Annotated in this window: 19 protein-coding genes; 8 read left to right on the forward strand and 11 right to left on the reverse strand. The window is 37.3% G+C overall.

What is annotated here, in order from left to right; translation table 11 throughout:
• Positions 1–322: 322 nt before the first annotated feature.
• The 5 genes from DSM02_RS00005 to DSM02_RS00025 all read right to left on the reverse strand — a co-directional run bounded on the left by DSM02_RS00005 (position 323) and on the right by DSM02_RS00025 (position 9,464).
• Positions 323–2,149, reverse strand: a complete 1,827-nt coding sequence (locus tag DSM02_RS00005; protein ID WP_128763725.1) for a discoidin domain-containing protein — start codon at positions 2,147–2,149, stop codon at positions 323–325.
• An 11-nt stretch (positions 2,150–2,160) separates the two neighbouring features.
• Positions 2,161–2,823, reverse strand: coding sequence for a basic secretory protein-like protein (locus DSM02_RS00010; protein ID WP_128763726.1), 663 nt, complete (start codon positions 2,821–2,823; stop codon positions 2,161–2,163).
• Positions 2,824–2,885: 62 nt separating this feature from the next.
• Complete coding sequence (locus DSM02_RS00015; protein ID WP_128763727.1) at positions 2,886–4,688, reverse strand: RagB/SusD family nutrient uptake outer membrane protein; 1,803 nt, start codon at positions 4,686–4,688, stop codon at positions 2,886–2,888.
• Positions 4,689–4,743: 55 nt separating this feature from the next.
• Positions 4,744–7,935, reverse strand: a complete 3,192-nt coding sequence (locus DSM02_RS00020) for a SusC/RagA family TonB-linked outer membrane protein (RefSeq protein ID WP_128763728.1) — start codon at positions 7,933–7,935, stop codon at positions 4,744–4,746.
• Positions 7,936–8,435: 500 nt separating this feature from the next.
• Positions 8,436–9,464 (reverse strand): LacI family DNA-binding transcriptional regulator, encoded by a 1,029-nt coding sequence (locus DSM02_RS00025; protein ID WP_128763729.1) that lies wholly within the window; start codon positions 9,462–9,464, stop codon positions 8,436–8,438.
• Positions 9,465–9,836: 372 nt separating this feature from the next.
• On the opposite strand from DSM02_RS00025, the gene DSM02_RS00030 reads away from it, so the two are divergent.
• Positions 9,837–10,835 carry a bile acid:sodium symporter gene (locus DSM02_RS00030; protein WP_128763730.1) on the forward strand — a complete coding sequence of 333 codons (999 nt, stop codon included), beginning with the start codon at positions 9,837–9,839 and terminating at the stop codon, positions 10,833–10,835.
• 3 nt (positions 10,836–10,838) lie between these two features.
• On the opposite strand, the gene DSM02_RS00035 is transcribed toward DSM02_RS00030, so the two are convergent.
• Both DSM02_RS00035 and DSM02_RS00040 read right to left on the reverse strand, forming a co-directional pair.
• Positions 10,839–12,263, reverse strand: a complete 1,425-nt coding sequence (locus tag DSM02_RS00035; protein ID WP_128763731.1) for an exonuclease domain-containing protein — start codon at positions 12,261–12,263, stop codon at positions 10,839–10,841.
• 201 nt (positions 12,264–12,464) lie between these two features.
• A complete protein-coding gene (locus DSM02_RS00040; protein ID WP_128763732.1) occupies positions 12,465–16,061 on the reverse strand; it encodes a BamA/TamA family outer membrane protein in 3,597 nt (1,198 codons plus the stop codon).
• Between the two features lie 297 nt (positions 16,062–16,358).
• Between DSM02_RS00040 and DSM02_RS00045 the strand changes: the two genes are divergently transcribed.
• Genes DSM02_RS00045 through DSM02_RS00055 form a run of 3 tightly spaced genes read left to right on the forward strand, consistent with a single transcriptional unit; the run spans position 16,359 to position 18,880 of the window.
• On the forward strand, positions 16,359–16,955 hold the full coding sequence (locus tag DSM02_RS00045) for a YceI family protein (RefSeq protein WP_128763733.1): 597 nt from the start codon (positions 16,359–16,361) through the stop codon (positions 16,953–16,955).
• Positions 16,956–16,966: 11 nt separating this feature from the next.
• On the forward strand, positions 16,967–18,238 hold the full coding sequence (locus DSM02_RS00050) for a hypothetical protein (RefSeq protein WP_128763734.1): 1,272 nt from the start codon (positions 16,967–16,969) through the stop codon (positions 18,236–18,238).
• A 60-nt stretch (positions 18,239–18,298) separates the two neighbouring features.
• A complete protein-coding gene (locus DSM02_RS00055; protein ID WP_128763735.1) occupies positions 18,299–18,880 on the forward strand; it encodes a hypothetical protein in 582 nt (193 codons plus the stop codon).
• A 349-nt stretch (positions 18,881–19,229) separates the two neighbouring features.
• On the opposite strand, the gene DSM02_RS00060 is transcribed toward DSM02_RS00055, so the two are convergent.
• The 3 genes from DSM02_RS00060 to DSM02_RS00070 form a co-directional block, all read right to left on the reverse strand.
• A complete protein-coding gene (locus tag DSM02_RS00060) occupies positions 19,230–20,093 on the reverse strand; it encodes an SdiA-regulated domain-containing protein (protein ID WP_128763736.1) in 864 nt (287 codons plus the stop codon).
• Positions 20,094–20,172: 79 nt separating this feature from the next.
• Positions 20,173–21,441 (reverse strand): sensor histidine kinase, encoded by a 1,269-nt coding sequence (locus DSM02_RS00065; RefSeq protein ID WP_128763737.1) that lies wholly within the window; start codon positions 21,439–21,441, stop codon positions 20,173–20,175.
• Positions 21,441–22,112: a response regulator transcription factor gene (locus DSM02_RS00070; protein ID WP_128762002.1), complete on the reverse strand. Its 672-nt coding sequence runs from the start codon at positions 22,110–22,112 to the stop codon at positions 21,441–21,443. The genes DSM02_RS00065 and DSM02_RS00070 overlap by 1 nt, the downstream gene beginning before the upstream one ends.
• Before the next feature lie 217 nt (positions 22,113–22,329).
• Between DSM02_RS00070 and DSM02_RS00075 the strand changes: the two genes are divergently transcribed.
• Together DSM02_RS00075 and DSM02_RS00080 are read left to right on the forward strand one after the other, a co-directional pair.
• Positions 22,330–22,770 (forward strand): PepSY-like domain-containing protein, encoded by a 441-nt coding sequence (locus tag DSM02_RS00075; protein ID WP_128763738.1) that lies wholly within the window; start codon positions 22,330–22,332, stop codon positions 22,768–22,770.
• 277 nt (positions 22,771–23,047) lie between these two features.
• Positions 23,048–23,479, forward strand: coding sequence for a PepSY-like domain-containing protein (locus DSM02_RS00080; RefSeq protein ID WP_128763739.1), 432 nt, complete (start codon positions 23,048–23,050; stop codon positions 23,477–23,479).
• A gap of 28 nt (positions 23,480–23,507) precedes the next feature.
• On the opposite strand, the gene DSM02_RS00085 is transcribed toward DSM02_RS00080, so the two are convergent.
• Positions 23,508–23,888: a hypothetical protein gene (locus tag DSM02_RS00085; RefSeq protein WP_128763740.1), complete on the reverse strand. Its 381-nt coding sequence runs from the start codon at positions 23,886–23,888 to the stop codon at positions 23,508–23,510.
• A gap of 286 nt (positions 23,889–24,174) precedes the next feature.
• Between DSM02_RS00085 and DSM02_RS00090 the strand changes: the two genes are divergently transcribed.
• Positions 24,175–25,053 carry a DUF808 domain-containing protein gene (locus tag DSM02_RS00090; RefSeq protein WP_128763741.1) on the forward strand — a complete coding sequence of 293 codons (879 nt, stop codon included), beginning with the start codon at positions 24,175–24,177 and terminating at the stop codon, positions 25,051–25,053.
• Between the two features lie 132 nt (positions 25,054–25,185).
• A complete protein-coding gene (locus tag DSM02_RS00095; protein WP_128763742.1) occupies positions 25,186–26,406 on the forward strand; it encodes a porin in 1,221 nt (406 codons plus the stop codon).
• Positions 26,407–26,411 lie beyond the last annotated feature (5 nt).

The raw sequence follows: 26,411 nt of genomic DNA on the forward strand, positions 1-26,411 counted from the left end.
GGTAAAACGTTTTACTATTTAAAACATTTTTTTTGTAATTATGATAAGTTCTATAGTTTGTTTATAGTACTTAGTAAATCAAGTTGTCAAATTTAATTCTTATATCAAATGAAAAAGCAACAATTCATTTCAAACACTACACGTTTTATTTCAATCACAACTAATTTTTAAATATTTGATAGATGTAATTTTTTTTGAATTGATACACGTCAAAATAGTAGTAAAAAAAAACTGAACATATTAAGGTTTAGTTTTTTTTAAAAATAATAAAAGACATATCAAAATATACTTTGATATGTCTTTTGATTTTAAAACTTAAATTTTATTCTGCAAACAATCTGAATTCTGCCAACTGAAATAAACCATCACCACCATTTGCTAAAATGTCTAAGCGGTAATATTTATAGCTTGTCTCGTTAGTAACCAAGAACTCTCGGGTCTGCCCTCTGCTTTCAAAAGACTGCCCTGTTCTTGAATCTATTTCAGTAAAGTTTGTGCCATCATCAGACCCGGAGAATATCCATTCTACAGGGTCTCTGCCTGCAGCATCGTTTGCAGAAGTTAGGGCGTATTTAGTTACACGCACAGCTTCAGTAAACTCTTGTTGAATCCATTCTGGATTGTTGAAGTCAAATAATAAAAACTTAGTGCCGATATCACCATCGGTAACTTTATCTGAAGATTCATTTGTGCCTGGACCATTACGATTCTCACGGCTCACTGTAGTAGTAGCTGTAGCTGTAACATCTTGTGGGCCAAAGGTGAGCAATTTTAAGTTTAACAACCTCCATTCTGTAAGTTGAATAAGGGTGCTGCCGTTGTTTTCTATAAGATTTATACGGTAAAACTTATAAGCTTTATCATTATTAAATGAGAATTCTTTTGTCTGATTACGAGCCGTAAAAGTCTGATCTGTTCTAGTATCTAACACATCAAAATTAACACCATCATTAGACCCTAATAATTCCCAAGTTTTAAAGTCGCGGTCTGGAGCGTCATTACCTGAAGTAAACGTGTACTTATTTACAACCTGTGCAACATCAAAATTTTGCTGCATGTAGAATTCTTGTGGAAACCCATTTGTAAGGAACTTTGTAGTGTAGTCATTATCAATTACTTTTAAAGAACCTTCTGCAGAATCAGCACCATTGGGATGATCTCTACTAACAACAATATTTGCACTTCCTTCGCTGGTTACATCAATTAGTTCTGAAGCCGGGTCAAATGGATAATTTAGATTAGGGAATTCAGCTCTCGCCTGAAGTAATTCATTTTGATTAGATTCATCAAAATCAAATGCTGTCACAGCAAGCGGTTCTAAATCTACACCAGTTGCACCACTAAAGAAATGAACAAGTTCACCTAAGGTCATATCTCTGGCATAATCTGTACCGTCTATAGGATAATTTGCAGCGAGAACTTTAAAGAAATTATTTAAAGTTACACTACCGTTGTAATTGTCATAAATAGGCAAAAACCAATCTCTAAACCAAAAGGTTTCTGCCTTGGGAAAGTTAGCAGAAGTTTTTATAAAAGAAGACTTTACACGTTCTGCTTCGGTCTCTAAGCCTAACTTTATATAAAGATCATAGGTGAAAATCTCAGTAAACTTATCACCCCATATAGCTTGAGCAGGAGACTTATGCACTCCATTGCTAGAATTTTCTACAACTTTTGCCATTAAAGCAGCAGGCTTGTCAATAGCAGTACCTGTCCCAGTGGTTGCTGTTAGCGGAAAATCAATTAGACTTCTATTTTCAGCATCATCTTCAAAAATTGTTTTGAAAAATGTAGTTTTATCGGCTTCACCGTGAGCTACGACATACAGTAAGCTTTTTTCACCATAAGAGCCGTAGTTTTCTACTACATAAGCCCAAGAATTACTAAAAAAATTAAAAGGCCATTCTATAGTGCGATCAACCTCTAGATCATAATAAACTGCTGCTGATACATCAAAATATTGTCTAAGCACCTGCTCATCGTGGTCATTCCATGACTCGGTTAGTCCTCTGAGAGGAGAGCCTTCGGGATCATTGTTTACGACAGAATCTTGTTCTCCTGTTACTAATGCTGAATCGTCTTCTTCACATGACTGTAGTACTAAGAGTCCTCCTAATACCATTAAAAAAGGATATATAAATTTTTTCATTTTCTTGATTTTTAAATACTCACTTCTGGATTAGTTGCATATTCTTGCCAAAGCACATCTACTGTCTTACCTGTATACTGTTCCCAAGTCTGAGCTGTATATTTTTTAGTACGTAAATCGCTATCTAGTTTTTTAACCAGATTCTTATCATAATTTTGAGTAATCCAAAGTAAGAAACGTGCAGTGATTCTATAACTGTTTTCATAATTTTGATTGGAGCTAAAAGGAGTTAATGACCATCCTGCTCCCTTGTTATCTAAGGCATACTTATAGCGCACATAATCTGCGATTCCTTCCGTTAACCAGCTGGGGCCGGCTCCGCCGGGATATGATTGAACTAAGTGCATCAATTCGTGTGTAACTAAATCAAGATCTTCGGGTTTTTTATGAAGCCAAGCTGAACTAATAGTAATCGCCCCCTGGTGTGCATAAGCAACACCATCATAAGCCGTATCAATTTTAATGGTCACATGCTTCTGAGAATTTTTATTGAAATCCTTTACTAGTTTTGGATATACCTTTTTAAAGATTTTCTCAATTCCTTTTTGAATTGAAGGATCTAACGTGTCATCTTGACTCGTATAGGTTAGTGTATACTTTTGTGCTTGTAAATTGCCAGAAATTACAATAGCAATTAAAGCGAGTATGTAATATTTAGAAAGTGTTTTTTTCATTTTAAAAAGAATTTAAAAAAGGCTCAAATTTTAAATGAGCCTGATTTATTGGCTAATAATAACTACCAACCCGGATTTTGAACCAGTGTTGGATTTGCATTCAATTCATCTTGGGGAATAGGCCACAGATAATCTTGCGATCTAAATATGCGTGTTTCAAAAGTTACTACATTATAGAAGTCACTTTCAGCACGAGCGTTTATATCCATACCGTGCATTTCACCTGCAAAAACTTCTTCTGCAATTTTCCATCGACGTGCATCAAAGTATCTCGTGTTTTCTAAAAATAGTTCTACACGGCGTTCTTTTCTAATTGCTAAGCGCATAGCTTCTTGACTTGCAGGGGCTTCTAATTCTTGAGAACCGTATTCTGGGATTCCTGCACGCTCACGTATGAGATTCAAATAGTTTAAAATATCAGGATCTCCCGGGTTATATTCGTTTAACGCTTCAATATAATCCAGATAGATCTCGGCCAGACGAAGCATTGGTAAAGAGCGGTTGTTGTTACGATAATCACCTACAGGCAGCTTTTTTCGGGCAATATATCCAGTAGGAGGGTAGTCATTGGTACCTGCCTGACGACCAGAATTGCCACCAAACCATGTTTTTGTAATGATATCTCCAAAATTTCGGTTTAACCATAAGCTACCATTGTATGTAACACCTACATAAAAACGAGGCTCTCTATTTGTCCAGGGATTATAAGTCGTACGCGTTGTGAAATCATAAGGTGCCTGAAATTGTGAGAAACCGTCTTCAACATAATTGGCTTGAGGATCATCAATAGATCTACCATTTGAGGTGAAAAAAGCATCTACCATTTCTTGAGTAACACTCAGACCACCTGCCCCACGTACTTCTGTAGCAGAACCTAAATGGTAGGGAGTTATATCGTAATGCAAGTAATTATCACCACCGGGACGGGCATAAATTATTTCAGAATTATAATCTACAAGCATCACATTACGTGTAGATAAGTATGGGTTATAAGAACCGTCTTCATTAAATTGTTTATAAAGATTATAAGTATTTGGTACGTATTTATCAATAAAAGCTTTTGCTGCATCTGCAGCTATTTTCCACTTATTCACATCATAGTTTTGCGGTATTAGGTTTTCACCATCTTGACCTACAAAATCTGCATAGTCCGTATTACCGTTAAACAAGGGACTCGCTGCAAACAGTAACGTTTGTTCTTTAATTGCCATAGCAAATGGAGTACTCATTCTACCGGCATTATTTCCTGTAAAACTCACACCTTCTAAATTATCTGCCGCGATATCTAATTCAGAAGTAATATAGGCGGTTACTTCTTCTATGCTGTTTCTTTTAAGGTCTAAAGCATCAAGATCTGCATCCGCAGGAATAGGAGTTTCCCCTAAAAGAATAACGGGGCCAAAACTGCGCATTAGGTTATAATAGTAGTATGCTCTTAAAACACGAGCTTCAGCTTTATATTGACTAATAATAGCCGGGTCGCAATCTTGACATTGATCTACAGCTTCAATAAAAGTAGATGCAGCACGTATACCCCTATAGAAATTAGACCACAAGTTGCTTACGTTTTGAGTAGTGGCATTCCAATCTCCTATATTCAGGAAATTTCCCATGTGGAAACCCCAAACATATTCTGCTTCATCAGAAGCACCTGTCCAAGGTCCGGAGTTTTGTGTTGTTGTATAACGCTGAGCAAATTCACTTGGAATTTGAGAATAAATATTAGCTAAATATTGTTCAACTGTAGATCTACGGGCAAAAGTCTCCTCAAAGGTAAGACGGTCATCTGGTACCTGATCTAAGTAATCATCACCGCAGGAGAGTAACAACCCGCTAAGAATAAAAGTTAAAAATAATTTTTTCATATGATTTATATTTTTTGAATCAGTAATACGTATGTGTATTGTGTTCCATTAATTTTTAGAATTGAAAAGTTCCACCTAACGATACAACCGATATATTAGGATATCTACCACCGTTGTTTGTGTTGAGTTCAGGATCCCATAAGTCAAATTTGCTTAGAGTAAATAAGTTGGTAGCACGCATATAAATTCTGAAATCATCTACTCCAAATTTCTTAGAGAAGTCCTCTTTGAAGGTATATCCTATTTCAGCAGTTTTTAGACGTAAAAAGTCTATATCACGTAACCACCACGTACTGTTTTGATTATTGTTTGTCTGCCCTATACCCGAAGCACTAAAAGACAGGCGTGGGTAGGTCGCATAAGGATCATTGTTTTCAGGCGTCCAGCGATCTAACGCGTCTCTATAAATATTACCTTCACCACCATCGCCCACAAATGGTCTTACACCATAACCGCCTATAAAGCGATCTGAGAAATTTTGTCCCTGAAAGAACAAGCTCGTGTCAAAACCTTTATAAATAGCTGTAATCCCAAAACCATACGTTAGAGCAGGTACATCACCATCACCAATAACTTTACGGTCAAAAGCATCTATTTGCCCATCGCCATTAAGGTCTGAATACTTAATATCCCCAGGTTGAATTTGTCCAAACTGTGTTGGGAAGCCATCTTCTGAAGTGATAAAGCCGTCTCCGTCAATATCATCTTCCAGAGTAAATAAACGCTCGGCTACAAGGCCAAAATTAGCAATAAGACCGGTACCCTGTCTGTTTAACCAAGGGTAAGGTTGTTTAGGGACACCGTTTTCAATGATCTTGTTTTTATTGTAAGAAAAGGTTCCTCTAAACGAAAGTCTTAATTCTTTAAACTGCTGGCTGAAATTTAAAGTGCCATCGAAACCTTTATTCTCTACTATACCTATATTTCCATAAGGATCTGTAGTTAAACCTATATAATTTGGGATGTCACTTCGATTTAAGAAAGCACCTTCGGTACGCTCATAAAAGAAATCTGTGATTAAACTTAATCTGCTATCAAAAGCATTGATCTCAATACCTAAATCTTGCTTACGAGCTTCTGCCCAAGCAACATCTACACCATAAAAAGTTTGGGCGATACCATCTAAATATTGCCTGTTCTCACCAAAATAGTAGCCATCTTCACCCCCTTCTACACGGTTAAGGTAAGCGAACCTACCAATAGCTCGAACGGGACCTAGCTGATCTGATCCTACAAGACCATCTGAGTAACGTAATTTTAAATAATCAATATGAGTACTTAATGGTTTAAAAAATTTTTCATTTGAGATTACCCAGCCTGCAGCAAAAGAGGGGAAAAATCCGTAACGATTGTTAGGGGCAAAATTCTCAGAACCATTATAGCCGGCATTAACTTCAAAAAAGTAACGGTCATCATAGGAGTAGGTAGCTCTACCTGCTAATCCTTCATTTCTATAAGGTATTGCACTTGTAAAATCACCGGCAAATGCATCTGCATAATCAGTTCGATTTGCCAATAATAAACCACTAACACTATGTTTACCATAGGTTCGGTTATAGTTTAAAGATACTTGAGTATAAAACCTACGGTTCCCCCCATTACTTCGGTTGTATCCTAAGAAGTTAGTACCGGTATAGGTTTCGTTAAGTAAAAGCCCCCCATCTTCTGTATATGGAAAATTTGCATCTACAAAATAGGTGCTTTCCCGCTTAGAACGTGACACGTTTTGCTCATTAAAGGAATCAAAAGCAAACAATCCATGAAGAGAGAGCCCTTCAGTTATAAAGCTTAATTCCTGATTGATGTTGAGGTTGGTGTTTAAGTTGGTTCGCGTAATGGTACGGTACCCCCGCAATGCAACCTCAGCATAAGGATTGCGTAAGCCACCGTTGGCGCTTTTACCTGGTACGTAACCACCCGGATACAACACTGGATACTCAACCGGAGGAGCTTCTAATGCTGTTCCAAATATTTGATTCTCTAAACTTAGTCCATTATCAGAAGGGGTTCCTGGATAGTTTCCATCAGAAAGGTATCCTTGAATTCCTACATTAATGTCTGTGGTTTTAGTTAGGTCTAGTGTAAGGTTTGATGTAAAATTAAAACGTTCAAAACCGGTACCAGAATCATAGGTTACATTAGGGTCTGTTTGAAAAAGACCGGTCTCATTATAATATCCTAATGACACATAATAGCGAGCGCTCTCTGCACCACCATTAACATTAATTAAAGCTTGTCTGTTACGACCATAGCTCTTAAAAACTTCTTCTATCCAGTTAACATTTGGGTAAAGAAGTGGATTTTCTCCAGAAGCTGTAGCATCTATATATTCTTGAGAATATTTAGGAAGATCTCCACGAGTAGTTAAAGCTTCATTAGCCAGATTCATATAACTAATACCGTCAACTAATTCTGGAATCTTAGTGAAATCGGTTACACCTTCATAGTAGTCTAATGTAATCTGTGGTTTACCTATTTTTCCTTTTTTAGTTTCAATCAATATCACTCCGTTCGCTCCTCTAATACCATAGACTGCAGTTGCAGAAGCATCTTTTAAAATAGAAAATGAGGCAATATCTCTTGGGTTGATATTATCTAGAGATCGCTCAACACCATCTACGAGAACAAGAGGATATGCACTACCAAAACTAGATATACCTCGTATCCATAGGTCTGCACCGTCATAGCCGGGAAGACCAGAGCGTTGTACACCAGTAATACCAGCAATACGACCGGCCAACATAGTACCTAAATTAGCTACCGGCAATTCTAATTCTTCAGCTTTTATAGTAGATTGTGCACCTACAACGCTAATTTTTTTCTGCTTACCATATCCTACGAGAACCACTTCATCAAGGGATTGCGCATCATCAGCCATAGTGATATCTATGTTAGATTCTCCCTTCACGGGTATTTCAGCAGTTTTCATACCTACATAAGTAAATATTAAAATTGCTTCAGCATCAGAGACTTTAATTGAGTAATTACCATCAAAATCGGTAAGGGTTCCGTTTGTTGTATTCTGCTCTTTAATATTTACTCCAGGAAGAGGTACCCCTTGGGAGTCTGTTACATTACCGGTAACGGTTAGGCTTTCTTGGGCATAAGTTTTTTGTACAGTATTAAGGCACAAAGTAAATAGAATTATTATTGCCACCAGAGGTATTTTTCTTCTGGATTCTCGTTGCTTTTTTAGAGCAATCAGGGAATAATAAAACTGGTCTGATAAAGCGAGTAGTTTTTTCATTCAATAAATTGAGTTTTTAAATTATTCGTATTTCCGTTAAAAGAATGCTAAAATTAGTAAAACGTTTTACCATTATCATAGTATTGGAGGCTATAATCAGTATTCAGAACTCAATTAGGTAGTAACTGTAAGTGGTGTATCGATTTGAAGGTTTAAGAATGTAACTTAAAAGTTAAATTAAGTTAAAGATTTAAACATGAAATATGAATTATATCGATTTACAATAAAATGTTTCAAAATGTATACAAATCATCTCAAAATCGTTTATTGTTGTATATTTTATCATTTATAATAATAATGATATTTTTCAATTATTAAAATAGAGTGATTTTAAAATTCTGAGAATTTGTTATAATTCTAATTCCTTAACATAATTTCAGACAATTCTTGTTTTAGTAATGGAATAAATAAAAACTCAAAGTCTAAAAAAGTTTAGGTACTAACAACTTTTTGGCTTTAAGTCTAAATTAAAATTCAGCAGTAGTTTTTGCGATATAATTTTATTTTCTTCTAGAAGAATCTCTAGGAGTAAGGGTAGCTTCAAGAACAGTTTGCATCAACGGAGTTTCTTTGTCCTTTGACTTCTTTAATAGTTTAAACATAATGCGCATCAATTCTTCTCCCATTTCCTGCAAAGGTTGTGCTACGGCAGATATAGACGGTGTATTGATTTTGAAAAAGTCATTATCATCAAAAGTGAGAATACCCAAATTATAAATCAACTTGGGGTCAATATCTTTAATAATCTCAAGAGCAGTTTGTGTCAGGTAGTTTGTAGAGAAGAAAACAGCATCTATATTCTCTTTTTGAGTCAATAGGTTTTTAACGCTGTCTTTACCTTTTTGTTTTCGTATATCATCAAATGATAATTCAAGGACCTGGTTAGAAAGTCCGGCCTCATCTACTGCATCGCGGTAGCCTCTTGCGCGGTCAACCATTTGCATTTGTTTTGTATCTATTGATATGAACGCAATATTCTTAAAGCCGTTATCAATTAAATGTTGCGTACCTTTTTTAGAAGCACCGTAGTTGTCAATTACTACGTGATTCATTGGGGAACCTTTAAAATAACGATCGCCTAAAACCACTGGGACGTCACTCTTTATCAGATTTTCTATATCTTTTTGTATTCCGGGAGATGGGATTACGATAAAGCCATCTACCTGACGTTCATGAAAAAGCGTAATGAGTTCGCGAGAACGTTTGTCGTTATTTTCGGTACTGCAAAAAAGCACTTTATATCCTTTTTGATATGCAATTTCTTCAATGATTCTTGCGATTTTTGCAAAGAACGGATTGCCGATATCTTCTACCATAAACACCAGAATTTTACTTTTTCCGGTACGGAGGCTTTGAGCTATTTGATTCGGGCGGTAATTAATCTCTTCAGCATAATCTTCTATCTTTTTAATTACTTCTTTTGAGATCTTACGTTCTTCGCCTTTTCCATTTAAAACAAATGAGATGGTAGTTATAGAAACATTAAGGGCTTTAGCTATATCTTTTATTGAAGGTCTTTTTTGCTTCATTTAGTAATTTATTATGCTTAAGATTTAGTAAAACATCAATCACTTTTAAAGTGAGTAGTTTTTTAAATCTGTTCTCCAGCAAGTGGAATTTGTAACAGAAATAACTATTTAGAAAGTTAACTCAATAACTATTTATATTTCTGCCGGTTAGTTTTATTGATTATAAAAATATTGATTACAATTCTATTATAGTTGATTTTTTAGACCAAAAGCAATTTTGAGACAATTAGTTGCACAAGTTTGCTTTAAAATCCTACCTAAGAAGAATTATACCTGAGCAAAACAGATTGGTAACGGTTTTTTCTAAGACTTCTTTCTGGTTTAAATTTGAACACTTATACTAAAGGTAACACCTATTTTACAAAATCATATATGCGTATTAAGTTAGACAAATTTGTAGTCTCAATTATCATAATAATTATAATTGCCTATTTTTTTCCGCAATGGGGTTTAGAGTCGAGTCCGGTTCCTCTTGATCTAATAGGAACCTTAGGTATTTCTCTGATTTTCTTTTTTTATGGATTGAAGTTGAGTCCGCAGAAATTAAAGGCGGGTTTGAGTAATTACAAATTACACATTCTGGTACAAGCGTCTACTTTTTTACTATTCCCAGTTTTGGTTTTGTTGTTTAGACCCTTAATTCAAAATGAGGAACAGGAGATCATTTGGCTGGCATTCTTTTTTCTGGCTGCTTTGCCTTCAACAGTGAGTTCTTCTGTGGTGATGGTTTCTATAGCAAAAGGTAATATTCCGGCAGCGATTTTTAATGCGAGTATTTCAGGTATTATAGGGATTGCGATTACGCCTTTGTGGATGGGACTTTTTGTGACTGAAATCGCAAGTGATTTTGATTTCAGCACGATCTATTCAAAATTACTTCTTCAGATTTTGCTTCCCGTAATTGTGGGAGTGCTCCTGCAAAAATATTGGGGCGATTTTATTAGAAAGCACACCAGTAAACTCACGCTTTTTGATAAGAGTATTATTCTGTTGATCATTTATAAAAGCTTTGCAGAATCGTTTGCTGATCATTTATTCACAAGTGTTTCAATCTTTGATTTAATCCTTCTATTTGGTGGTGTTATAGGTGTATTTGTTGTTGTCTTTTTAATTACTGGATTGATCGCAAAACTTCTAGGATTTAATATGGAAGACCGTATCACCGCTCAGTTTTGCGGTACTAAAAAATCGCTGGTTCACGGAACCGTTTTTTCTAAAATTCTCTTCGGTAATATGGCCGGTTTAGGACTTATATTACTGCCTTTAATGCTTTTTCACGCTTCACAAATTATGATTATAAGCGCTATAGCTTCGCGTTTTGCCAGAAAAGTGGATGTCGAAAAAGCAAACGAACTTGCCCCTGAAGCGTAATGCTTAAAGCCAGGCTTCAAAAATGTTTTGAGTAGCGGTGTCGTTCTGTGTAAGCGGCAATTTAGTTAATTGCTTTTGAGTAGCTAGATATCTGCGTATAATGCGATCTGCATAAGCTGAACTTTTCTGTGGAATTAAAAAGTTTGTAAAATCTTCCGGTTGATTGAATTCTTCGGTCTCATCAATAAAACCATACCCGGCAAAACGACCTTGTTTCAGGTAAATAAAAGACTTTTCCTGAGTATTTCTTCCTTTTTCAACGAGCAGACACGATTGCTCATAGGTATGAATATAATCTAGAGCTTTACTCACACGACCATTATATGTTTCCGCCTTCAAATCACCACGACAGGCACCGCTACACGTATGTATTTTGTAATGATTACATTCAGAAACACCTTGCTGTAAAGCACAATATTTAGGACACAGATCAAACTCCTCACATAGCTGTTCTAAAAACTGAATGGCTTCTTCTCGTGTATAAAACTGCATCCAACTTACCGGAGCGATCTTATTTTTGTGCAGTGCAAATTGCTCAATACCTTGTTTGTTATGGTAGGAGGTAAGCTTATAGGGCTTTGTTGGGTTTTTCTGAGCTTTATTGTATTTCGGGTAATATTTAAGAATTAGTTCTGCTTCTCGCAGCAAGGCCAGCAATTCGCTGCCGGTGAGTTCATAATCTATACTGTGTGTGTTTTGCAGTAACTCATACTTGCGATTGCTTTTTTCTCTGAAATGAGAAAGCACCCTTTTTTGAATGTCTATAGCCTTACCAATGTATAAAGGCTTCCCGGTTTTGTCTCTAAAAAAATACACACCGGGTTTATGTGGTAATTCTTCAAAATCTGAAGCCTTAAAGTTTGGTGGAAAATAAGACTCTTTAGACTTTCTGTTTAAAAACTCATTGATTACTTCATACTCAGGATCCAGATCCAGACAGCGCTGAAACAAGATCACAGTTGCTTCAGTGTCGCCCTCGGCACGGTGACGATCGTAATGCGGTATGTTTATAGAGGTACATAAATTACCCAGACTGTATGAGAACAAACCGGGAATAAGTTTTTTTGCAAGACGTACGGTACATAGGCGCTTTCGGTTAAAATCGACGCCTGCTTCTCTAAATTCTGCGCGTACCACGTTGTAATCAAATCCCACATTATGAGCGACAAAAATGCAGTCAGTAGTCAGTGTGTTGATGCGGTCTGCCAGTTCATTAAAATACGGAGCGTCTTCAACCATTCGGTCGTTGATACCTGTTAGTTTTTCAATATAAAGCGGAATATCTCTTCCGGGATTGACTAAAGACGTGAACCGGTCAATTTCTTTCCCGTTCTGTAAAATTATGATGCAGATTTCGGTAATCTTGTTTCCTTTGATACCGCCACCTGTTGTCTCTACATCAATGATCGCAAACTTGGCATCTTCCATAACTACAAAGTACGCAATTCTCTTTTTCTTTTAAAAGGAAAAAATCCGTATTAACGGAAAAATTCCGCAAGAAAAGTTAATGGGCTTTTCCTATAATTAAAATACTAATGCTTTTGGGTTTGCCTCAAGATGATTTTAGTATCAATAAAAAACCCGCTCTCTTTAGAGAACGGGTTTTAAAGACTGGTTAATTCGTATTCTTTAGAATTTAAATCCTAATGTAAACAGTACACGATTACTTTCTTTACTTGTATAATAGCCTACATTGGCAGTAATGGCTTTAAACCCATTTATAAAGACAGAACCTCCGTAACTGTTGTGCCATTGTTCAGAATTGTCATTTTCTACCCAAACCCGACCGTAATCAAAACCGGCTGAAACTCCCAGTCTCAAGGGAATGAAATTGGTTTTTAACTGTGCTATACCTACACGTAGATCGGTACTTTGATAAAAAGCAGTTTGTCCATTAAAACGTTCATTTCTATATCCGCGTAGACTGGTATTTCCACCTAAAGTCGCAGCGTGGTAAAATTCATATTCACCTCCAAAGTTCATAGAAGCACCAATTTTAGTTGCCAGTACGGCCATCCCGCTGGGATGTAAGGGGTAGTCAATAGAAAGTGTAGGTTTTAAATAGGTAAATTCGTTATTATATTCATCGATATTGGCTTTGTAACCTGCAACCAGATCAAATTGAAAGCCTCTACGTATAAAGGCGATCTCTCCACTTTTGTTTTTATATTGAAAAGCGGCCTCTGCACCGGCATAGTATTGCGTATTGAATACATCATCACCAGCATCAATTATATCAGTATCACCGGTAACACCATTACCAGAATATTCTACATTATAAGATGCTACAGTTGGGCCAAAACGCAACTGTACCCGGTCTTTTCTGAAAATTAAAGACGGAGTGACGCTCCATTCGCTGATGCGAACTCGGTTAAAGTCTATATCAACTTGATCTCGGTCATAGTCGGTATCGTTGCCTGTTCCAAAATAATTGATGGCAAAATTAGGAGTGGTATAGCGCGCGTCTAAACCAAAGTTCCAGTTGTAAAATGCGTGTGCAAATTCGCCCGAGTATTCTAACTCAATACCGTGGGTCGCCGTATAATATTTAGCAGTTAGCGTTTGCTGGGTAGCAAACGGATTGTTTGCCAAACCATATGTAGTATACGTCCCGCTTAAACCGGCGGAAAAACCAGTATCCTGATTGTAACCAATTGCCGGGGTAGTCGCGAATGCATCTAATTTTCTAGAAGCATCATTATAGGTGTTGATATCATAACTGTCTACCAGCCACTTGCGCGTGCCTGGGTTGACAAAAGTATTTTTCTTGCTTTTGTAATCATATACTTTAGCTGCCCGTGTATTTTCAAAATCGTACACATCGTTATTCTCACCACCTAATATTTTAATCGGGATATAATGATCGCCATTACCCACAATTTTAAAAGTATCATCATCGTCTAAACCGTAGATCCAAATCTCTTTTGTGAGTTCTTTATCATAGGTGCGCTCAAAAGTTTCCTCTTCTTCGGTAGTTAGTTTGATGGTCGTCTTCCCATCAGCCTGACGGGTGATCACAAAGTCATCTTTATCTTCTGTACCCAGAATGATCTGATGATTCATTAGGTATTCGTAGTAACGACGTGCAATAGACATTAGGTTATCGCGACGTGCTTTTAAATTCTTTTTGATGTTTAACGTACTCTCATCCTGTGCCGCTTCCGGTAAGGTATTAAAAGCAGTTTCGATGGTTTCGTCCGTTAGGTTTTCCTGAATAAATTGGACTTCGTTTTCCCAGTCTTCCCAGGTTAAATTCTTTATGAATGCCTGATCTAAAGGATAGGCGTAACGGCTCATCCACTTCACGCTGTTTACATCATCATCGTATTTTTCCATAGATCGAAAATCGATCATTGCAACTTTAAGCAAACCTAAAATGAGTCCGTCGTATTTTGGAAACGCCTGATCACGGTCTCTGCGAATGGTTTTATAGGTAGTTGTACCGTCTTCTTGCTCATAAGCAGACCAGCGCCACTGATCATAATGGCGGTCATAATCCCCCACAGCAAAATCCATTAAGCGTACCTTTAAAAAGTTGGCTTCATCTACCTGATGCTTTTTAGAATCTCGTATTTCGGCAAGAAGATCTTTGGTACTGATGATGTCATCTGCATCACCAAAACGCTCAAAAGACTTATTCTCATCCCCGGCATGTGCTTCTAGCATATAAAGCTTGTCGCCATAATCTTCATTATAAATACCCAGTTGCTTTTGCTTGGGTAAGTAATAGATTTTAGGTTGTGCATTGTAAATGTTCAAACTGTCAAAAATAGTGTTCAATGCAAAGGGTGCATAAGGTTGCGCTGTAGTGTAAAAATCCTGTACAATTTCTTCAGCGACCGTGTTTTGCATAAAGTCACGCACATAGTGATCGGTTATTTTAGACTGAATAAAGCGCACCGCACTCTTACGCAACTCACGGGCGGTATACTCGTGTTCTGAATCGTCAATAAGACGTAACGAACGCGACTGGTTACCACCACCTTCTGAAATTGCATGTACATTTCCCGGAAGGGTGGAGAGGTCTAAGACCGGAGCTTCAATCTCTTTACTGTAAATGTCCCGGTAGTGATTTCCCCAGAAGAATTTGTATAAGCCACTTTTGTCAGTTTCTTCTTTGGTATAGATCGAAGCTTTTTTTGTACTGCTCATCCCGCTGATATCCGGGTAGTTTATGTCATCTTTTTTAGGTTGTTGCCGTCTGATCTCTTTCTCAAAAAGTTTTTCAGGAGCTCCTGATCCTGTTCCGAAAAATTCAACTTTAGAACTACGGTCTTTATAAACCGTAAGTCTTGCAAAACCATTTGCTTTAGAAGCAAACTGTCCGTCTTTAGCTTGAAGCACCTTGTCTAATTTTGTTGAAGCTGCACCACTTATAATTTGTGGAATCCCGTCATCAAACACATATTGCAGGTTTTTATCACTTGCAGAAACAAAAATCACATCAGGAAACTGGCTTGCCAGGGTTTCTAAGGTACCCGCAAACTTCTGACGCTGGGTACTGTAATAATCTTCGGCAGTAAGCCCCCCTATATTTTCTATAAAGTTTTGTTTAGAAAGCGTGAGTATCGAGTGGTGAACCGCAACGATTACCGTTTTATTTTGTTCATCTTTTAAATCGTCTTTAAACTTCGCGATAAAATCATCACGAGTTTTGATGTCGCATTTATTATTGAGGTATAAATGATCATCCCAGTCTTCTAGAAACCATTGTGAATCTATCATCAAGAGTTCAACATTATCCATATCCAGGTTTTCAATCTCCCGTGGACAACCATCATTTGGCCAGAATTCAACCTTGCTGTTGTCTTGTATAAAAGACTCTAGATCATCCAGGTTTTCGTGACCATTTTTGTTCCACTCATTATGACCCGGCATAAAAATGACGTTCCCGTTAAAGTCGGCCAGAGGTTGCATAATACTTTTTTGAAGTAATTGTTCAACATCTTTCCGTTCTTTCTTTTTGGGTGGGTAACCGTCTTTTGTGATGTTTCCTAAAGCTACAAAAGTCGCGTTGTCATCATCCTGAGAAAGGTCGCTGATTGCTTTAAGAACTTCCTGAGTAGGATTACTGGTTTTTAACTCCGTATTTCCTGTAAAATAAAAAACCTGTTCTACCTCTTTGTCCTGTGCAAAGCTGATTTGGCTCAGCATAACCAATAAAAAAGTAAAAAGATATAATCTACCGGAAAGCGTGTTGAATGGGGCTGTGTATTTATGAGTCATAAATGGATTGAATGATTAAGAGGTGGAAAATATGCTAAATATGTTAATGTTAAATCTTTTTTAACCCTATATAACACTCCTTTAATGAAGTGTTAAGAGTTTTTGAGCAGCGGCAGCACGCGCATGAATAAATAAATAGCGTCTAATTGAATAGCATGATTCCTGAGTAGTTTTATTAGGTTATAAAAAAGCAGTATTCAATCGATATAGTTTGTATTAAATCTGTAACCTGACTTTAATCATATTTCAGGCGTTCTTCCTGATGGAACTTTGCATAGTAATCAAAATCCAAATACTATGAAAAAGTCAATATTATATCCAATTTGCTGGAGTCTGTTTCTTTTAGCAATCGGTCTTCAAAACGGTTTTGCCCAAAACTATGTCTTAAAAAATGCTGAATCTTCTATACGTGTCGCCGGTACTTCTAATCTTCATGATTGGGAGTTAGAAGTAAAAGATATGAGCGGTACGTTAGCACTAAGCCAAGAGGATGGAGTCTTAACAGCTCTTAATAAACTAGAGCTTCAAATTGTAGCAGAAAGTCTTTCAAGCGGAAAAAATGGGATGGATAAAAACACCTATAAGGCTTTAAATACCAAAAAGCACAAGGCGATCACCTACCGCCTAAAATCAGTAGGAAGTCTGGAACCCGCTCGTGCCAACACCTATTTGCTTAAAACAACCGGAAGTCTTACAATTTCTGGAGTTACCCAAACGGTTTCTATTCCGTTTGAGGTCCGCTTTTTAGCAGATGAGATTGTGTTGTCTGGGACTTACAAAATGCAGATGAGCACATACAAAATAGAACCTCCTACAGCTTTGTTTGGCACCATAACTACAGGTGACGAACTTCATATCACATTTAAAACAACATTTATTAATCAAGCTCTATAATATCAATACTTATGAAAACTAAACTTACCTATTTAACTCTCATCTCTTTATCTTTTTTTGGGATGACCCTACAGGCACAAAGTCAGCGCGATTTAGACAATTACAGATCACCTGATCAACGCGGAATTTCAACCTTTGAAGCGCCAAAGGATACACTATCAACTTTTAATGGCGTTCACGTACGTATAGGAGGCGCTTCTACCATACAGTTTCAAGCAATAGATCACGAGAACAGCAGTAATCCAGACACTCCTGTTTTACAGGAAATAGGTAGCAATTTCAACCTGGCAACCGCAAATCTGGATTTAGATGTGGCTTTGTATGACGGGGTGCGTATGCACTTAAGAACCTATTTATCTTCACAACACCATAACGAAACCTATGTAAAAGGAGGGTATTTTCAGATAGATAAACTAGAATTTATCCAAAAAGGATTTATGGAGGATGTGATGAATCATGTACGTATTAAAATAGGGCATATGGAGAGCAATTATGGAGATGCACATTTTAGACGTACTGATAACGCAATGGCACTGTACAATCCGTTTGTAGGAAACTATCTGATGGACAGCTTTACTACCGAAGTTGGTGCTGAATTGTATTACTTCGATAACGGCTGGATGGGAATGTTGAGTTTGACTAATGGTAAATTGAATCAGGCTGTTACTAAACCCGAAACTACAAGCCCGTCCTTTATCGCAAAATTGGGATATGATAAAGCGGTATCAGAAGCGCTACGCGTACGTTTAACAGGTTCTCTCTATAAAACCAATCAAACAGCCAGCGCTTATTTATACAGCGGTGACCGTTCTGGTTCTCGATATTACAATGTGATGATCGCAGAAGATGGTAGCGGAGATGGTTTTAGAGCAGGGCGCATCAACCCAGGTCTTAGTAACGAATTGACTTCAATTATGATCAACCCGTTCTTGAAGTATAAAGGATTGGAGTTCTTTGGTATTTATGAGCACGCAACCGGTAAGACTGCTGCAGAGACAGACAGTCGCAGTTGGAATCAATATTCAGGAGAATTGATCTACAGATTTGGATCTAAAGAGAACATCTATTTAGGTGGACGTTACAACTATGTTGATGGAACTCTCGTGGGGGGCAGTGATGTTTCAATAGACCGTTTTCAACTTGCTGCCGGCTGGTTTATGACCAAAAACATTTTATTGAAGGCAGAGTATGTTGTTCAGAATTATAACGATTATCCTGTTGTAGATCTTCACAATGATGCAAAGTTTGACGGCTTTATGCTTGAAGCTGCGATAAGTTTCTAAACTGTATTAAATAAGATAGCAGCGTGTAACTACACGCTGCTATCTTTAAAATCTCTGATTATGAAAGCCTTTTTAAATTTGTTATTTGTGTTGAGCGGTTTTGTGTTATTGGGTCAGCCCAACTTTGGAGAGGCCACAATTGGTAAGTTGCAAAACAGTACGCTGCGTGTTTCAGGTGAAACCAATGTAACCGGTTTTAGCTGTGTTTTTGATCCCACTTATTTTGAGCCTCAAAAAAAGATAGCGTATTGCGATCAGGGCGACCTTATACTTTTACGCAATGCCACACTAAAACTGAATTTAGACGGATTCAATTGTGGCGGAAAAGCGATAAATAAAGATTTTAGAGCGATGCTTGAGGCAGAAGACTATCCTGAAATTATACTCAACTTTAAACAGTTCAATCGGGTAGAACGCGGGTATGAAGCTTTAGTAAATATAGCACTCGCCGGTCAACAGCATACCTATACCATACCTGTAGAAATCGTACAGGGAGATCTCAAACATTTAAAAGGAATTCTTAAGTTAACGCTTAGCGATTATGATTTGGAGCTTCCCAAAAAGTTATTCGGGTTGCTTAAACTAAAAGAGGTTATTGCTATTGAATTTGATATCGCAGGAAATCTTAACACAGCATTTTAAAAGTAATTGTAGGTTTTTTAGTTTAAACCCTTGAAGCCGCAACTGTATAATCAGTTGCGGCTTCTCCATTTAATTTAGCGTAATAATCACATTATAACTTAATTGGATAATCAAGATTCAAATACTTAAAAATTTATATACTTCTAAGTATTTGCCAATAATTAGCTCTTCAAACAAAATTTTAAAAACCAGACCTCACACCGGTTTTTAGTATTTGATCAAGAGACAGACACTAAAATTTAATCTTTACTCAATAATCGAGATTTAAATGCTCTGAGATTTTTCTCGTTTTAAAAATGTATTTTTCCGTTTAATGCTTTGTCGACAGACAGGCTTGCCCCGAATTAGTTTACTTTTTTAACGTAACCTCCAGAAGCGTTGCTACTCCATCAGCAGCTTCGTTAGCGATATAAAGTGTACCATTAGGACTAAAGGTTATGCTCTCTGGTTGCGCAAAATGATACTTATTTAACTCATGAACCCTTTTAATCGTTCCGGTAGCGCTCAATATCAAGAGCTTTGGTTTTTTTCCGTCTACTATGTAATACTCCCCGGTTTTAGGGTGTATCGCTATATCTGAAGGATTGAAGGTTTTTTCTTCTTTTTTAGTTTGGAAAGCCTCAAACTCTTTGGCTTGCATATCTATTTTAAACAGGGGTTTTTCATCCAGAATTTTAGTTGCTAATGGGATTGAATAGAGCCCTTTGTAGCGATCTTTATCTAAGCCTTTATCTTTAGCAATTGTGACCAGACTTTTAGTTTTCGGGTTATAGGTTAGCGACTCCATATTGTTTTTAGACTTAAATGAAGTATCAAAATAACGCGGAGCAACAGTGTCTGAAGTGAATGATTTAACCTCAAAAATACGACCGTCACTACGCATTACATAGGCATCATTTTCATGGAGCGCGATGGCTTCATAATCGCCGTCTTCTCCAAAAGTAATGTCGTTACTAATCTCACCGGTATTTAAGTTGAAATTGTAAATAACACCATTTTCATCCTGAATACAGGCTATGGTAGAATCATTTACCCACGCAATGCCGCTAACTTCATCAAGAAGTGTGGGCAACTCCCAACTGTTTACAATAGTATAGGTAGCATTTTCTAAAATCTCTCGTTCTTCAGCAATAGATTTTTTATAAAAAGCATAGGATAGTATCCCTGATAAGATGAGAACACCAGAAATTATATAATGTGATAAATACTTCATTTTAAATCTACATTTTTCAGAAAACAAATTTGAATACTAAAACTAGAAAGAATTGGGAATACCACCTGATCTATAACTTTTATTTAGGAAATTGAACCGTAAACGTGTGTTCTCCGTCAAACGTATACCTGAGCGTGAGATTATATTTTTCGGCAATTGCGCGTGCAATGGGTAAGCCCAGCCCTGTTGATTTTTCGGTAGCTCCTATTTTTTTAAAACGTGCAAAAATAAGTTCAGCATCCAGTGGAGAAGCTGTACCGGTATTCCTCACCTGCAGTTGCTTGTTTGCAATACTCAGGGTAACCGGGTTTTGCGGCTTGCCGTGTACCAAAGCGTTTTTGATGAGGTTGGTCAATAAAATACGCGCCAGGTCTTTATTCATTTTAAATTGAATGCCATCAGTAGCATGCAGCTTTAAGTCTATACCTTTGTGTATGGCGATCTCTTTAAAATCTGTTATGCACTCCTGAGCGAGTACATTAAAATCAATAGGTTCTGCTTCTTGAAACTGTTTGTTTTCAATCTTAGAGAGGAGCAATAACGATTTGTTCAACCGGGTAAGCCTACCCAGATTATCCAGTACGGAAGCCATATGCATCAGTTGGTCATCAGTAAGGCTGTTTTTTTCAAGAAACAATTCGAGTTTATTAATGCTTATAGCCAGCGGGGTTTGCAGCTCATGGGATGCATTTTCAATAAACTGTTTTTGCTCATTATAGGATTTATGCGCAGAGTTTATGAGTTCGCTTACCGTGGTGTTGAGCAGGTTAAATTCTTCTACAGCAGTAGGGGTGAGCGTGATTTGCGGTTTTTGTTCAATATTGAAGCTTTTTAACTGAGCGATAAGGTCGTAAAACGGTTTCCAGATGCGCTTGAGTAATAAGTTGTTTAAAACAAGAATGCTGAGGACCAAAACAAAATAAAGTCCGATGAGATAACTCACCAGATCTTCAATCAGGTCATCTTCCTCTACCATCGAAGTGATGATTTTAAGCTTGTAATAGCGGCCTTCTGCTTTCAGCGTACTTTCGTAAATGCGCACGGGCTCAAAATCTTCTTCGTTAATCATATACATCAAGGTATCCTGATACCGCTCTTGATGATTCTCATACTGTTGTTGTTGAATAGGAGTAAAGCTATATACGTGTTTGTTAAAGTCGTTGTTGTCCAGGATACCGGGGTCTTCTTTAGCACGTTTAAGCAAGAGTATTTTTTGATTTTCGAGTCCGTCATCAAGACTGTCGTATATCTCATCAAGCATCGCATAATAAAAGGCTAACGCCCAGAGGGTGATGACTGCAAGCAGCAGAAATGCAAGGTATTTTGAAGTATAATTGAGCAGTTTCATCAATCGAGCTCTAATTTATATCCTATGCCGTAAACGGCTCCGACTTTAATAGTAGCATTTTCCAGTTTTTTACGCAGGTTTTTAATTTGAGAGTATATAAAATCAAAACTATCTGCCTGATCTATATGATCTCCCCACACGTGTTCTGCAAGGGCAGCTTTGGTAACCAGTCGGGTTTTATTAGAAATCAGATAGGTCAGAATATCATATTCTTTTCGGTTTAAAATCACTTCTTTATCTGCTATGGTGAGGCTTCGGCTTTCGGGATCAATGACCACATTACCTATTTCTATGTATTTATTTCCTTCAAAATTTCTGCGTCTTAAAACGGCCTGTACCCGAGCATTCAATTCTGCAGTGTGAAAAGGCTTGGGCAGGTAATCATCTGCACCCATATTTAAACCCTGAATGCGATCATCTAAAGAATCATTTGCAGAAACGATGATAACCCCTTCTTCTTTACCTAAATCTTTAAGTTGTTTAAGTAGGTTGAGCCCATTACCATCAGGCAACATAATGTCAAGTAAAATACAGTCATAATCATAACTGCCTATTTTAAAACTTGCTTCAGCAAATGTACTTGCAGTTTCTACGAGATAACGTTCTTGCTCTAGCGTATCTCGCATATTATCTAGCATCTGAGGTTCATCTTCTATAATCAATATTTTCATCGCTACGGTCTGTATAAGTCATGCAACATTAAGAGCCAATTCTGTAAAGAAGTGGTAAAGTCAGGATGAGGGCGCTATTCTTTATACCTTCTAAATAAAGCAAGCTTTCTCAATCTATATGGTAGTTTCACAGTTTTTAACGTTTACACCGGCTGAAGCTACCAATTGTTTCCAGTTTTACTTCATTTGTTTGTGCAGAATTTAAACTGAAAAAATTATGAAAAATGTAAAATTGATGCTTCTGGGGCTAACCGGAATAACCGCTGTACATGCTCAAGATCTAACCCCTGATCGTGTGCCACAAGCGATAAGAGCAAGTTTTCAGCAAAACTATGCTCAGGCAACGGATGTGGAGTGGGAGCAAGAATACCCAGGTTATAGTGTCGCGTTTGAAGTAGATCGTATGGATCATGAGATCTGGTATGATAAGTCTGGCGCTATATTGAAGTCTGAACAGGAACTAAAAGCAGATGAACTGCCTCAGGGGGTACACGATGCATTGCTTAAAGCTCATAAAGATTTTACCATTGAAGAAGTTGAGAAACTGGATATAAAAGGCAAAATCACCTATACTGTAGAACTTGAAAAAGGATGGTTTCAGGAGCGGGAAGTGGTTGTAGATGCGACCGGTAAAATTTTAAGCGATCTAGAAGATTAATGCTTCTTTTGAGCTATACCTAGTAAAGGGATTGAATACGTGTTCAATCCCTTTTTTAATGTTTAATCGATACTCGAGATTTAAATGCTGCAAGACAAGTCTCGCTCAGTCTAATGCTTGGAGGGGCTGGTCACGAAGTCGTTTACTATATGAAAATCGGTAAACTTAAGAAGCGATGAAATTTCACATTTTTTAACTTTTTCAAAAGGGATAGGTACCAATTGCTTCCAGATTTGAGCCTTTAGTTTGTACAACATTAATTTATAAACAATACCCTATGAAAACGCTAACAATCTTAATGATCAGTATTTTTTTAAGCACTACAGTAGGAGCACAAGACTTACCTGCTAACCAAGTGCCCGCAAATATCAAAACCAATTTTGAATTAGACTTTAAAGAAGCAACTCATGCCAGTTGGGAACAAGCCGGGAGTTTCTATAAAGTAGACTTTCAATCAGAAGACCTTAACCAAAGCGTATGGTATGCTAAAGACGGATGCCTTATTAAGCAACAAACTCCTATAGCATACCACGAGCTTCCGCAAGCAGTTAAAGAGACGTTGACAGCTTCTTACCCCAATATTAAATTCAATACGTTGCTACACACTAAAAAATATGGTAACAGTACGTATAGCTTAATTCTAGAATCTGATATAGCAAAAAAGAATCAATTGGTTTTTAATTATAAGGGGGATGAAATTACGCAATAGGTGGGTAGATTATATGTAAGATAAAGGGCTACATCGTGTGCACGCAGTATGTATCATGGTCTGTTACTTCTTTAAAATCAGTTACAAATTTACAAGGAATCGAAGTCAACCTTTTAAAGTATTCAAAATTCGTATAGTCCGGATTTTTATTAGAGACGACAATGATCCATTTAAAATTATCTTCTAAAACCAATTTATCTTTGATCAAAAATAAAGGATCTATTGAATAGTCATTCTTATCTTCATTTGTGATTAATAAGCCCAGCTTTCTGCTTCCGTATATTTCAGATTTAAGATCCAGGCAATTTTGAAAAGAATCGGAATCAAAATGTCCGCCGTCATTGATTTTTAGTTTTATAAAATGGGCTTGAAAGTCTAGACGAAACTCGCCGAGATTAATGGTATTCATAATTTTTGGAACATGGAGAATTAAGCCTGCGAAATTAATTAAAACGAATCTAAATAGTAGTTTTTAGACTACATCAATTTTAGATTTAACATATTTAATATGCACTTTAATCGCATATATCTGTATTTCAACCTTTTTGAGCTTAGGCTGTAAACTATGTAGATTGAAGAATTAACAAGTATATTTCATAGTACATAACGATAGGTTTCTCTATAAATTATCAATATTTTAATTCTTTACTTTAAAAGGTAAACTTATATTGCTGTCCACAACCAAAACTGCTTTTATGGCCTCAGGATTTTTTGCGCTTTTAGATGACATTGCAACCTTAATGGACGACGTTTCGGTAATGGCCAAAGTTGCGGGTAAGAAAACCGCAGGAATTCTAGGAGATGACCTTGCCGTTAACGCCGAAAAAGCTTCAGGCTTTATGTCGTCGCGTGAGATTCCGGTATTATGGGCCATAACCAAAGGTTCGTTGCTCAATAAGATCATTATTTTACCCATAGCCTTTTTATTGAGTGCCTTTATACCCGTCGCCATCACGGTGATTCTCATCATTGGCGGACTCTATTTGGCTTATGAAGGAGCAGAAAAGATCTATGAGTTTTTCTTTCCGCATGCACATGCCGAAGAAAAACCAGCTTTACAGGAAATGAGTGAAGAAGCGATTCTTAAGTATGAAAAAGAAAAAGTGAAGTCGGCTATTTTAACCGATTTTATCCTCTCTGTAGAGATCATCATCATTGCTTTGGGTACGGTAACCGGTGAAGAACTGATCAATCAGATTATTGTGGTAACTATTATCGCACTTGTTGCAACTGTAGGGGTTTATGGCATAGTTGCACTTATCGTACGCATGGATGAGTTTGGTGCTAAACTTATTGACCTTAATGAAGAAGAAGATAGTTTTTCTGACAAAGTAGGCAAGTTTCTAGTCAGTGCCCTACCGGTAGTGATCAAAAGTCTTTCGGTAATTGGTACTATTGCTTTGCTTCTGGTTTCTGGTGGGATTTTCACCCACAACCTGCATTTTATTCACGATCTATTTGAAACCTGGCCCAGTATGTTGGTTGAGTTTTTACTAGGACTGGTAGTTGGTTTTCTGGTGTTGCTTGTGGTTAGCGGTAGTAAAAAAGTTTACCATTCTCTAAAGGGTAACTAAATAGCCAAACTGTGTATGCTTTAGTCTCAGATCTATCCATTGTGTTAGGCTTATGTTTCTTTAACCTTTAGTTATTGTTAACTGTGAGCTTATACTTACTTTTGCAGGCCTAAACTTTAGGTTCTTATAGCTATGGATACGCTTCGTATCATTTATACTTTTTTTGCGCTTTCATGCTTTTGTATGTTGCTTCCACAAGCTGCATTTGCTCAAGAGCTCGCAAAACATGATTCTATCTCAAAATGGCAAATTGATTATGGAGCTAAGGGCATTCAATTTACAGCACCTCATAATGACTTTTCACTACAGATACAGAGTCGATTTCAATTCCGCTATGCGACACCCGGAGATAATGATCCGTTAACCTATGACGATTTCAGTGAAGAAGAGAATAGTGTTTTTAAAATAAATCGTTCCCGTCTTAAAGTTGGTGGTCATGCCTATAAACCCTGGCTGAAATACTATTGGGAATATGAACTGGGGCAAGGAAATCTGCTTGATTTTAGAATTATGATAGAGCGGTGGAAGTGGCTCAACATCAAAATAGGGCAGTGGAAGCTGGAGTTTACCCGGGAGCGCCGCATCAGTAGTGGAGCACAACAACTGGTTGACCGCTCTATTTTAAACCGAAGTTTTACCGTAGATCGCCAGCAAGGTATAGAGTTATACGGTAGATTAGCAGGCAGGGGATCTGCAGATTTTAGTTATTGGGCGGCAGTAGTCACCGGAAGCGGTAGGTCTGCTACGGAGAATGATGATAAGAACCTGATGTATTTTGGCCGTCTACAATGGAATGTTCTGGGAGATGATCTCGGTTTTTCAGGAGGTAGTGATTTACAATTACATCAGACTCCAGAGGCAATTCTAGCCGTATCAGCTGTTACAAACCGAAGTCCGTTTACGCGGTTTTCTTCTTCAGGCGGTGGCTTTTTAGCAGGTTTTGAACAACAAGAACCCGGCCAGTACCGCATCAATCAGACGAATGTAGAGACTGCTTTTAAGTATCAAGGCTTCAGTTGGCAATCAGAAATACACCGCAAAGAAATCATCGATAAACTGAATGCAAATGCCACTACAACATTGAGTGGGTATTATGTGCAGGCAGGTTATTTTGCCAATCAGGCATTTTCTTGGTGGCCCAAACCTTTAGAAGTAGCTGTACGCTATGCCAGTTTTAAACCGGATAGGAGTCAAGATACGGAGTTGGATGAATCTTCACTCGCTTTCAATTGGTTTTTTAAAGGACATCGCAACAAGTTGACTGCTGAAATTTCTAGCTTTGATTATGAAACTCCAACCGAAGAACTTAAAAACGAGTTGCGTTTTAGAGTGCAGTGGGATATTTCGTTTTAATGACG

The organism is Leeuwenhoekiella polynyae, from assembly GCF_004104075.1.
Lineage (GTDB): Bacteria > Bacteroidota > Bacteroidia > Flavobacteriales > Flavobacteriaceae > Leeuwenhoekiella > Leeuwenhoekiella polynyae.